Consider the following 11686-nt stretch of genomic DNA (forward strand, 5'->3'; position numbering starts at 1 on the left):
CTTTGGTAATAGGTTTAACCCCAATTTCAATTTTCATCAACTTTATCAGCATCATCAAAAATGACAAAAACTAACTCAGACCTACTAAAAAACTCCGATCCTGCCATTAATGAACTAATTAACCAAGAATTACAGCGCCAACGTGATCACCTAGAATTAATTGCCAGTGAAAACTTTACCTCCGCTGCCGTATTAGCTGCTCAAGGTTCAGTATTAACCAATAAATACGCCGAAGGCTTACCCGGTAAACGCTATTATGGTGGTTGCGAGTTTGTTGACAAAATTGAACAAATAGCGATTGACCGAGCTAAACAGCTATTTGGTGCGGCTCATGCCAATGTTCAACCCCATTCCGGCGCACAAGCTAATTTTGCCGTCTTCCTGACCCTGCTGCAACCAGGAGACACAATTATGGGTATGGACTTATCTCATGGCGGACACCTGACTCACGGTTCACCAGTGAATGTTTCTGGTAAATGGTTTCAAGTCCGTCATTATGGCGTAAGTAAAGAAACCGAACAGTTGGACTATGACCAAATCCGTGATTTAGCGATTAAAGAACGTCCTAAACTATTGATTTGTGGTTATTCAGCCTATCCTCGGATTATTGACTTTGAAAAGTTCCGCAGTATTGCTGATGAAGTTGGTGCTTACTTACTTGCAGATATTGCTCACATTGCTGGTTTAGTGGCTACTGGTCATCATCCCAATCCCCTGCCCTATTGTGACGTTGTTACAACTACAACTCATAAAACCTTACGTGGTCCAAGAGGTGGCTTGATTTTAACCCGTGATGCCGAATTGGGTAAAAGGCTGGATAAATCAGTGTTCCCGGGGACTCAAGGTGGACCACTAGAACACGTTATTGCTGGTAAGGCTGTGGCTTTTGGTGAAGCTCTCAAACCTGAGTTTACAGACTATTCTGGACGGGTAATTGCAAATGCTCGCGCAATGGCGACTCAACTACAAAACAGAGGCTTTAAATTAGTGTCTGATGGCACTGACAATCACTTGATGTTAGTAGATTTACGTTCTATTGGCATGACTGGGAAGAAAGGAGATCAACTAGTTAGCACTGTGAATATCACCGCGAATAAGAATACAGTTCCGTTTGATACTGAATCACCTTTTGTTACTAGTGGTTTAAGATTGGGTTCTCCAGCTATGACAACTAGAGGTTTCGGTGTGGCAGAATTTATGGAAGTTGCGAATATTATTAGCGATCGCCTACTTTCCCCCGATTCGGATACAGTAACTAAAGATTGTTTAATGAGAGTGGCCGCATTGTGCGATCGCTTCCCATTATATCCCCACCTGGAAATTCCCGTACCAGCCCTAGCTTAAGCAACCTTGGATTAGTGTAGGGTGGCCATTGTCCACCCTCTGTACTCTCTGTAACCCAGTTTTCATTATCATTTAATTGGGTGAATTTTTAATCTTAGACTGGCTAAATATCCTTCAATAGAAATTCTGGCATTAGCTAAAGGTGATAATAAGTCATCTCAACCAAGAATCATCCTTCTCAAATAATTTTTTACCAAATTTATGTCCAGTAAAATATCCGACATTAATTTATAAAAATAAAAAATAATATTAAGTTTAAATAAAGTTACTTTATATTTAATAGCTATTGGTGTAAAAACGAAAAATGCCAAGATATTTAAAAGTGTTGAGATTATTTTGGAGTGCTGCGATCGCCGCAGAAATGGAGTATCGGATCAATTTTATCATTTATGCTATCAGTAGCTTAGGTAATTTAGTTGGTAGTATTTTCAGTTTATTCCTATTTTACCGTACAGGTTACACTTTTTCGGGTTGGTCATGGGAATCAGCTTTAGTAGTTTTAGGAATTTTCACCCTATTACAAGGCTTTTCTGCTACCTTCCTAGCTCCCAACTTAAATCGAATTGTGCGTTATGTCCAAGAAGGGACTTTAGACTTTGTATTATTAAAACCTATTCGTAGTCAGTTTTGGTTATCTTTTAATACTATTTCTCCCTGGGGAATACCAGATTTAATCTTCGGTTTACTGATTATTATCTATGCTGGTACAAAACTTAACTTAGGCATTGACAAATACTTGCTGACTATTTTTCCTCTAGGTTGCGGTTTAGTTATTCTTTATAGCCTGTGGTTTATACTGGGAGCGACTAGCATTTGGTTCGTAAAAATCTATAATATTACCGAAGTATTAAGAGGAGTTTTAGAGGCTGGAAGATACCCAATTGCAGGCTATCCTGCCGCTTATCGCTTTTTCTTTACCTTCGTAATACCAGTAGCTTTTTTAACTACAATTCCTGCCCAAGCTATGTTAGGTCAAATTCAATTTACCTGGTTGCTAGGTGCAGGATTCTTAGCTTTGATCTTGTTTTTCATTTCTACCCAGTTTTGGCGGTTTGCTCTCCGTTTTTATACCAGTGCTTCTAGTTAATTGGATTCAGTAGACAAAAATCAAGATCCCCGACTTCTAATGACTTATTCTGAGAAGTTGGGGATCTGGGGAAAAATTAAGATCCCCGACTTCTGCTATCATCATCTCCAGAAATTATGACTTATTCTGAGAAGTCGGGGATCTGGGAGATATCCAAAACCTGACGATTACAACATATCAGGATCTTCACCCAGTTCTCGTAATCTAGCCGCCAACCTATCTGCTTTTGCCTTAGCTGCTTCTCCTTGAGACTTAGCCACCTCTGCTTGAGACTTAGCTGCTTCCTCTGGTAATAGAACTAAATTACCAGCAGCGCCATAAAACCGCCCCCAAATTGTAGTTTCCCTTTCTACCGTTCCTTCCCAAGTTCCCAACCATAAACCTAAACGTCTACTCCATAGCCAACCATGTTCATTGGGAATTAACGGCTGGTACTTTTGATTATGAGGGAAATGCCATCCTTGTAAAGAAAGAGGATTAAATGGATCATAGACAAAATAATCAGAGGTACGAAAAGTCTGTTCATAAAGGTCTTTTTTAAGCCTTTATCTATTGCTGCTGTAGAAGGTGACATTAATTCCACAATTACATCAGGATAGCGACCATTCTCGTCCTAAACTACCCAACCTTGTCGAGTGTTAGTACCATCAATATTGAGAACAACAAAGAAATCAGGACCACGAAAATCACGATTGCGAACCTAGGTGCTGCTGTAATAAATAAACATATTGCCCCCAGTAAAATAATCATTGCGATCGCACCAAAGCTGCTGCAATGATCGGATAAGGACATTCATTCCAGTCCGATGTCTATATGACTCCAAGGGTTCACCATCATCAAATATTAAATCTGTTGGTGGGTCATGGGTTTCACCATCGTCAAACACGAAATATGTGGATGAGTCAGGGACTTCCCCAGGCGATCGCATAAACAATAACATCTTCTTAGTCAAAGTTCAACAAAAACCTGGAATTGATATTTCCGCTAAAATCAACATCTGAGAACCGTTAAACAGGAGAAACCAGGCGTGCCTACACTCGGTGTTAATATTGACCATATCGCTACCATTCGTCAAGCACGGCGGACAGTAGAACCAGATCCCATAGCAGCAGCAATCCTAGCAGAATTAGCAGGTGCTGATGGCATTACCGCCCATTTGCGCGAAGATAGAAGACATATTCAAGATCGAGACGTGCGGCTATTGCGGCAAACAGTGAGAACCCATTTAAACTTAGAAATGGCAGCAACTCCAGAAATGTTAGCGATCGCTCTAGATATCAAACCCGATTATGTTACCCTAGTACCGGAAAAGCGGGAAGAGGTAACAACAGAAGGTGGTTTAAATATTGTCGGACAAATTGCTAGAATAGGAGAGATAGTTGATAAGTTGCAAAATGCTGGCATTCCCGTAAGTTTGTTTATTGATGCCGAACCACCACAAATTGAGGCATCTGTCAAGGTAAAAGCCAAATTTATTGAACTGCATACAGGACAATATGCAGAAGCCAAAGACGAAACAACTCGGCAAAAAGAACTAGCTTTATTAGCTCAAGGCTGTGAACAAGCCATTAAAGCAGGTTTACGGGTGAATGCAGGTCATGGACTCACCTACTGGAATGTTTACCCCATTGCCGCCCTTCCAGGTATGGAGGAACTCAATATTGGTCATACTATCATCAGTCGGGCAGCTTTAGTAGGTATGGAAAGAGCAGTCCGGGAAATGAAAGAGGCAATGCGGGGTAATTGGTAATTGGTAATTGGTAATTGGTAATTGGTAATTGGTAATTGGTAATTGGTAATTGGTAATTGGTAATTGGTAATTGGTAATTGGTAATTGGTAATTGGTAATTGGTAATTGGTAATTGGTAATTGGTAATTGGTAATTGGTAATTGGTAATTGGTAAAACTCCTATCATTTGCCTTTTACTTGTTAGACTAGTACATAACGGTGTAAATAAATCAACGGCTCGACTGAGCTTCGCCGAACGTCCATTATAAATCTACCAAAAGCCTATACCGTCTTCCTTTTGACTTTTGACTTTTGACTTCCGCCTTGCGGTACTAGAGGGGTTGTAGCTGCGTAATTCCAGAAAATTAGGGTCAAATTTGGAAACTTCAACCTACTATGACTTCTCAACAGCCTAAGAATCTGCCCTTGTGGGTACAAGATAGAGCTAAAGTTATTGCAGCCAGCACTGATGCTCAATGGCGCAATCAAAAACCCCCTGACTATAGCCGTTCTTTGCAAAACCTAGCCAAAGAGAGCATCCACCATCATCTAGAAGGTACACTGGAAGCTATTGTCGAAAACCTGGTAAGAACCTTTGAAATGGAAGTGTCATGGAAAACTAACCCCGCACAGTGGTTATCTATCGTCAATGACAAATTCCGGGTAACAAGCAATGGGGGTCAAGAATACACCGCTGCCGAGTTAGGAAAATCAGGTACTTATAATTTATTTATGGCTGATTCTGAACATTACAAGGCTTCAGAAGAAAGTTTTGAATCTTCCCATGATATCTTTCATAGTACCTTCCCCCAAGGATTTCCCTGGGAAGTATTGGCAGTTTATTCAGGTCCCCCAAATGTTACATTTAAATGGAGACACTGGGGACATTTTCAGGGTAAATATAAAGATTATGCACCCACAGGTAAAACAGTAGAAATTATCGGTATGAGTGTTGCTCAAGTTACCGAAGATTTAAAAATTGTTTCCTTAGAACACTATTTTGATAATGCCCTATTTTTAGAAAGCCTGACAGCAGGTGGCAAACTAGAAAATAGTGAAAATAAGGGCAGTGGTTGTCCTTTTGGTTCTTGGTTTCAGGGATTGAAGAAAAGTTAATTGCTCAGGGTACAAATTCAACACTGTACCCTAATTATATCCCCGACTTCTTCTTTCTTTGATGATTTCAATAAATCAGGATTTACGCAACTGGCACATTTGTAGCACATTGGTAGGGTGCGTCAGATATCAACAATCTGTCTATTTGCATGATTTATGCAGTCTGACGCACTCTACAACAGATTTTTAGTGTGACACTTGCGTAAGTCTTATAAATGATGAATTAATACTAGAAGTCGGGGATCTTACCACCTTACCCTAAAATTATAGATTAGTCAGCAAGCAAGGAAAATGAAAACATACTATTACGTTTTGGCCAGTCAACACTTTCTTATGGAAGAAGAACCGATAGAAGAAGTTCTCAAAGAACGGACTCGTAACTATCATGAACAAGAAAAAGAAATTGATTTTTGGCTAGTTAAGCAACCCGCTTTTTTAGAAGCAGCAGAAATGAAAGATATTAAAAAGAAATGTCCTCAACCTGCGGCAGCTATTATTTCCACCAATTCCCAATTTATTACCTGGCTAAAACTGCGGTTAGAGTATGTGATTACTGCCGAATTTTCCGCCCCTTCTGATAGCATACCCAATCCTTTAGCATCTCTCAGTACAGTTTCTTCATAGGGAACAGGCAAGGGGCAGGGAACAGGGAATAGGGAACAGGCAAGGGGCAGGGAACAGGGAACAGGGAACAGGGAACAGGGAGTAAAGATTTTACCAATTACCAATTACCAATTACCAATTACCAATTACCAATTTATGCAAATGTTAAAAATCTTGCCAAGTGTGTTATTACTGTCGGTAGTCCCTTTAATTAGCAATATTAATCCTGGTATTGCTCAACAAAATCTTACTAATTGTCAACCTCCAAATCCAGGAGAATATCTGTTATTGGTAGTCAGTCCAACAACTGAAAATCAAAAGCAGTTGCGTAGTGCATTACCGACTGAATTAAAAACAGTTATTTGTAAATATAACAATCAAACAGTAACGCGGATTGGTGGTTTTAAAAATATTGATGATGCCAATCGTTGGGCAAGGTATATTCAAAATATAGTTGGTTTATCTGCCATTATCACCACTCTTCCCATACCACAAACAACTCCAAAAGTACCAAATTCAAAAATCACCTATAACCCCAAAATATTAGGGGAAGGTTATGCAATTCTGGTAGATTATTTCAACCGTCCAGAAATGGTTAGTAGTCTCCAAAAAGCTGTAGGAGGTGATGTGGGTTTTGTCTCCTATGGACAACGCCCTTACTTGTTAGCAGTTTATACTACCAATCAAAAGGAAGCATACAATACATTAAAAAAACTTAGCGAAAGTGGATTTGTAGCTATCTTAGCTGATGGTCGGAAAGTAGTTTTACTCCGCTCAATTGTCCGTTGATAATTAGTTAGAGGAGAGTTTAAAATTATCCTACGACGATATGGCGGTATGATTTACTTTTTGCGTAAGATGTTTACTAAATTAATGACAGCGAATTTTTCCTAATTAGTAAATAACCTGCAATGCTAGTACCGACAATATTTGGCAACCAAACCCAACCATATAAGATATTTTCTGATACAACCAAAATACCTGTAATTAGTTGAAATGTATCGTACAGTAGGATGATACCCAAAGTCAAGGCAAAGCTGTTATATTTGGTTCTTGTTTTTAAGTTAATGCCTATGGCTGAACCTAAAAAGGCAAATACAGTGGAGGAAATAGCTGAGGTAAAGCGTTTTTGAATGTGAACTTGTAGTTTGATAAAATTTTGGTGATCGCCCGCTGTTTCCAAAATTGACAATTGCTGATAAGCTTGATATAGACTCATTTCTCTATGATCAAGTTTTTCTCTATCTGCCTTAAATTGTGAAGATATATTCGGTAAATATAAAGATATTTTATGAAATTTTAGATTTTTTCCATAAGAACCATTGGTATTAATAATAGTTTTATTACCATCATAAAAATAGCAATATTCTTCACTATGGCATTCTGCAAATTTAGAATTAATAATCATCTTTAATCTTTCATTATCTCTAATTAATAAGACTACAGATTTCATTTTTCTTTCGGTTAATTCTTTTGCATAAAATAGGTATTTAAGATATTTACTTTTAGAAACTATATCATCTGTGTTATTTTGGGATATTTGAACATAAAATATATCATGGATTCTGATGTTTTCTCTACTAATATTTAGATGTTTTTCTAGAGTAATTGCTGCTTTGTAGTTAGCTGGAGGAACAACTACTTCATTCAAGATTAACATCAAAATTGTTAATAATAAACCTATCATTACCGCAGGATATACTAATCTGTATAAACTAAGCCCGCAGTTTTGTAAAGCAATAATTTCAGTATTTCTTGATAGCTGCTGATAGGTAAAAATAGTTGCCATTAAAGTGGCAATAGGTAGGGAATAAATAATAAATTCTGGTAATTTCAGGATATGAAGATATATAAGAACATCAAAAGATAACCTTTTCTCCATCAAAAATCTAAATTGTTCAAAGGAAATACCAATTGATTCCGCAACCACAGTAACAATGACAATACTAAATAATAAAGGGGTTATTAATTGAGAGACTAAATAGCGTTCTAGTAATGATATTTGAGTAAAAATATTGATTTTCTTCATTTATCATTTTTTGGGTTTTATATGATGTATAAGCGGACAATATGTCCGCCTTATTTATGTAACAGAGTATTAATTAGTTAAAAATTCTCAGGTTTTGCCTTAACTGTTAATGAAAATGACCGCTGCTTGTGCTGCTTCCGAAACTTCAGTCAAGCACCTGGCTTGTGAACGACTACCAACAGTAAAGATGTTTCTACACTGTTCTCTTAGCTCTAATCGTACCCTACCAATATCAGCAGCAGTTGTAGTCTTATCCAAGGTTGCCGAATAACCTAATGAAGGAACATTAATAGTTAAGGTCTTTGGGTTAGTATCACTAGATGTATTACCAGATGTATCACTAGATGTATTACTAGATGTACCCCCACCACAGGAAGTTACTGTTAAACCAGTGAGTATAATTCCCACTAGCTTGCGGGTAGAAAAAATCGTTGTCATAACTTTAACACCTGAATTGCACTGATTAAATTTTTACATAAGATTCTAATTTACACAAGATTTGCCTGAAAATCTGATTATTACGTACGAGCAATATCCTTGTTTACTGACAACCGACTAATATACAGCCCGCGCTAACCAAGAAATAGCTACACCTAAAACTGAACCAGCAATGACTTGAACTGGTGTATGTCCTAATAATTCCTTGAGACGGTCTTGAAAAAAGTCCGGTTTTTCATGAAATAATTCATCAATCATTTGATTGAGTATTTTTGCTTGCTTGCCAGCAGCTTGACGCACTCCAGCGGCATCGTACATAACGATGATAGCAAAAACTGTAGCTAGAGCAAATTCTGGGGATGCCCAACCTAAAGTCTGACCTACACCGTCTGCTAGGGCTGTTACTAGGGCTGAATGGGCGCTGGGCATACCTCCAGTAGTCACTAAAACACGCACATTTAATTTCCGATGTTTAATTAGCTCAACGATAAGCTTTAATCCTTGAGCTACAAAACAAGCTACAAGCGCAACCAGCAGTACGCGGTTGTTGATAATTTCGCCTATGTCCTGCATGGTATTTTGGTGAGGTTAGTAAGTGTGAGTAGTGGTTGTATGGAGGAAAACATCAGGAGAAACCAAAACTTAGCCAAAATCCCAAATTAGGCTTAGTGATTGCGACTGGTGATAAAGTGGGCGAGCGCTTGCAAAGGAATGGCTTTTTCACCATAGGATTCTAATTCAGCACAAGCTTCAGCAACCAGTTGTTGGGCTTTGGCGCGAGATTCTTCAATTCCCCATAGACTAGGGTAGGTGACTTTCTGGGCTGTCAGGTCTTTACCAGCGGTTTTACCCAACTGCTCTTGGGTAGCAGTGATATCTAGAATATCATCAATGATTTGGAAAGCCAGACCAATATTTTGAGAATAACGCGTTAATTTTTGCACATCTTCAGCGGATGCACCAGCAATAATTCCCCCACAAACTACGCAAGCTTCTAACAGGGCTGCTGTTTTATGATTATGAATAAAATTCAGGGTTTCTAAGGAAATATCGGATTTACCTTCGGATTCTAAATCTACTACCTGACCACCGACTAAGCCAGCCGCGCCTAATGCTTTACCCAGGCGAATGATGACTTGTAATACTCTATCTCTGGGTACATTTGCAGGAGTTTGGGTGGCTACGTGTTCAAAGGCTAAAGCCAATAAACCATCTCCTGCCAAAATAGCGACATCTTCACCATAAACTTTATGATTGGTGAGTTTACCGCGACGGTAATCATCGTTATCCATTGCGGGTAAATCATCATGAATCAAGGACATGGTATGAATCATTTCTACGGCACAAGCTGTAGGCATGGCCATTTCTATTGTGCCACCAATCATGTCAGCAGTGGCGAGACAGAGAATAGGACGAACTCGTTTACCTCCAGCTAAGAGTGAGTAGCGCATGGCTTCATAAATCTTTTCTGGATAAACGACGGTAATGGAGTTGTCCAAAGCCTGTTCGCAAAGCTGTTGTCGTTCTTTGAGATAGGTAGCGAGGTTAAAACTAGCCGATTCTGATTTTTTTGGGGTTTCCAATCTTTTATCCGTTGCTACCATGCTTTGTATTCCTCTTGACTTTTGAAAATATTGGGTTGTTTGTGATCTATGTACCAATTTTACGGGGCTTTGGGGCGGAAACACTCACTGAATTTTAGATTTTAGATCTTGGATTTTGGATTTAAGTAGATGAACAGAAAAATTTAAAGGTATGTGAAGAAAAGTAAAATCACTCAAAACTCTCTTCCCGTTCCCAGTTAAGAGTTCCCTGTTCCCTTGCCCCAACGACAATTTTTAACGCTCACCTACTTAAAATCTTAAAGAGTTTAAAGCCCCCGAATTTATGCGGGGAATAAATCTAAAATCCGCTGTTGATTCCCGTTGTACTGAGGAATCATGAATATTCATAAGACCTCGCGGTAAGTGGGAAATATTACAAATACTTTGGACATAAAGTCTCTCCTTGCGGGTAATGTTAGCTTCGTCAATGTTTTAAGAGCTTTTAAAATTTGCAACACTGTTTCAGTGACTTTAAAACTCTTTAATTGCAAATGACAGAGCAGGGAACTAGCTACCCATTCCAGGGTGTCGTGACTCAAAAAACGTGGTCAGTGAAGACTTAGACTGGTCAGTATAGCTTGTAATCTTTTACAAGCTCAGTCCCTTTAGGGCTGAGTTACTGACAAAAATTATTTCTCAGTTGCCTGTTGTTTGTAAATAGCTAGAAACAGTATTTTGCAATAACATGGCTACTGTCATCGGACCAATACCACCGGGAACAGGGGTAATACATTCTGCCACATTAGCGATCGCTTCAAACTGAACGTCACCAACTAACCGACTTTTGCCATTGCTATCTGTAACCCGATTTATTCCCACATCTACCACAATTGCGCCCGGTTTTACCATCTGGGCATTAATCATTCCGGGAATACCAGTAGCAGCAATGAGAATATCCGCATCTTTGGTAATATCTTGTAAATCCTGGGTTTTGGAATGGGCAATCGTGACTGTAGCATTAGCTTCTAGCAGCATCAAAGCCATCGGTTTCCCTACTAAAATACTCCGGCCTACCACTACGGCTTTTTTCCCCTGTAAAGGAATTTTATATTCTGCTAACAATCGCATCACACCAGCAGGAGTACAACTGCGTAAACCGGTTTCCCCTCGCACCAGTCGTCCTAAGTTCACGGGGTGGAGTCCATCAGCGTCTTTATCCGGTGCAATTTGATGTAATAGACTGACAGCATCTAAATGATTGGGAAGGGGTAATTGAACCAAAATCCCGTCTACTTGATCATCTTCGTTGAGTTGGGCAATTACTTCCTCTAATTCAGTTTGGCTGGTTTGGGTAGGAAAGTGTTTACCAAAAGAGGTAATCCCCACTTTGGCACAGGATTTTTCTTTGTTACGAACATAGGCGGCTGATGCGGGGTTATCTCCCACCATTAATACCGCTAATCCAGGCGATCGCCCTATTTTACCTTGTAATTTGGCAATTGTCTCACTAAGTTCTTGCTGAATTTTATCGGCTAATGCCTTACCATCGAGGATTTTCGCAGTTTGTTTCATAAGAATACACGGTAAGTGGGAAACTCAGCGTCTTTAGACCACAGGGGACAGGTGACAGGGAACAGGGAACAGGGAACAGGTGCTACGCCACGGTGACAGAATAAAAGGCAAAAGTGAAGATAATAGGATTTACGCATTGACAAGATTCCCCAAATATGTGACGTAAATTTTATCCCTTGTAAGGTGCGTCAGACACGATATTTTGACAAAAAAACAGATTCCCT

General features: G+C 39.2%; 11 protein-coding genes and 1 pseudogene. 6 read left to right on the forward strand and 6 right to left on the reverse strand.

What is annotated here, in order from left to right:
- The first annotated feature begins 60 nt into the window (after positions 1–60).
- Positions 61–1344 (forward strand): serine hydroxymethyltransferase, encoded by a 1284-nt coding sequence (glyA, locus tag CA730_RS22800; RefSeq protein WP_096670798.1) that lies wholly within the window; start codon positions 61–63, stop codon positions 1342–1344.
- A gap of 304 nt (positions 1345–1648) precedes the next feature.
- A complete protein-coding gene (locus tag CA730_RS22805) occupies positions 1649–2431 on the forward strand; it encodes an ABC transporter permease (protein ID WP_096670800.1) in 783 nt (260 codons plus the stop codon).
- Between the two features lie 167 nt (positions 2432–2598).
- Here CA730_RS22805 and CA730_RS22810 read toward each other — a convergent pair.
- A pseudogene (locus tag CA730_RS22810) lies at positions 2599–3359 on the reverse strand (Uma2 family endonuclease).
- Between the two features lie 99 nt (positions 3360–3458).
- On the opposite strand from CA730_RS22810, the gene CA730_RS22815 reads away from it, so the two are divergent.
- The 4 genes from CA730_RS22815 (at position 3459) to CA730_RS22830 (ending at position 6668) form a co-directional block, all read left to right on the forward strand.
- Positions 3459–4181 carry a pyridoxine 5'-phosphate synthase gene (locus CA730_RS22815; RefSeq protein ID WP_096670802.1) on the forward strand — a complete coding sequence of 241 codons (723 nt, stop codon included), beginning with the start codon at positions 3459–3461 and terminating at the stop codon, positions 4179–4181.
- Positions 4182–4556: 375 nt separating this feature from the next.
- Positions 4557–5276 (forward strand): nuclear transport factor 2 family protein, encoded by a 720-nt coding sequence (locus tag CA730_RS22820; protein ID WP_096670804.1) that lies wholly within the window; start codon positions 4557–4559, stop codon positions 5274–5276.
- A 291-nt stretch (positions 5277–5567) separates the two neighbouring features.
- Positions 5568–5900 (forward strand): MgPME-cyclase complex family protein, encoded by a 333-nt coding sequence (locus CA730_RS22825; protein WP_096670806.1) that lies wholly within the window; start codon positions 5568–5570, stop codon positions 5898–5900.
- Positions 5901–6035: 135 nt separating this feature from the next.
- A complete protein-coding gene (locus CA730_RS22830; RefSeq protein ID WP_096670808.1) occupies positions 6036–6668 on the forward strand; it encodes a hypothetical protein in 633 nt (210 codons plus the stop codon).
- Between the two features lie 76 nt (positions 6669–6744).
- Here CA730_RS22830 and CA730_RS22835 read toward each other — a convergent pair whose 3' ends face one another.
- The 5 genes from CA730_RS22835 to folD form a co-directional block, all read right to left on the reverse strand.
- Complete coding sequence (locus tag CA730_RS22835; protein WP_096670810.1) at positions 6745–7908, reverse strand: LptF/LptG family permease; 1164 nt, start codon at positions 7906–7908, stop codon at positions 6745–6747.
- A 99-nt stretch (positions 7909–8007) separates the two neighbouring features.
- Positions 8008–8346 (reverse strand): flagellar basal body-associated FliL family protein, encoded by a 339-nt coding sequence (locus tag CA730_RS22840; protein WP_096670812.1) that lies wholly within the window; start codon positions 8344–8346, stop codon positions 8008–8010.
- A 117-nt stretch (positions 8347–8463) separates the two neighbouring features.
- Positions 8464–8919 carry a divergent PAP2 family protein gene (locus CA730_RS22845; RefSeq protein WP_096670814.1) on the reverse strand — a complete coding sequence of 152 codons (456 nt, stop codon included), beginning with the start codon at positions 8917–8919 and terminating at the stop codon, positions 8464–8466.
- Positions 8920–9011: 92 nt separating this feature from the next.
- Positions 9012–9950 (reverse strand): geranylgeranyl diphosphate synthase CrtE, encoded by a 939-nt coding sequence (gene crtE, locus CA730_RS22850; RefSeq protein WP_096670816.1) that lies wholly within the window; start codon positions 9948–9950, stop codon positions 9012–9014.
- A 636-nt stretch (positions 9951–10586) separates the two neighbouring features.
- Positions 10587–11462, reverse strand: coding sequence for a bifunctional methylenetetrahydrofolate dehydrogenase/methenyltetrahydrofolate cyclohydrolase FolD (gene folD, locus CA730_RS22855; RefSeq protein ID WP_096670818.1), 876 nt, complete (start codon positions 11460–11462; stop codon positions 10587–10589).
- Between the last annotated feature and the right edge of the window lie 224 nt (positions 11463–11686).

Source organism: Dolichospermum compactum NIES-806 (assembly GCF_002368115.1).
GTDB classification, from domain to species: Bacteria; Cyanobacteriota; Cyanobacteriia; order Cyanobacteriales; family Nostocaceae; genus Dolichospermum; species Dolichospermum compactum.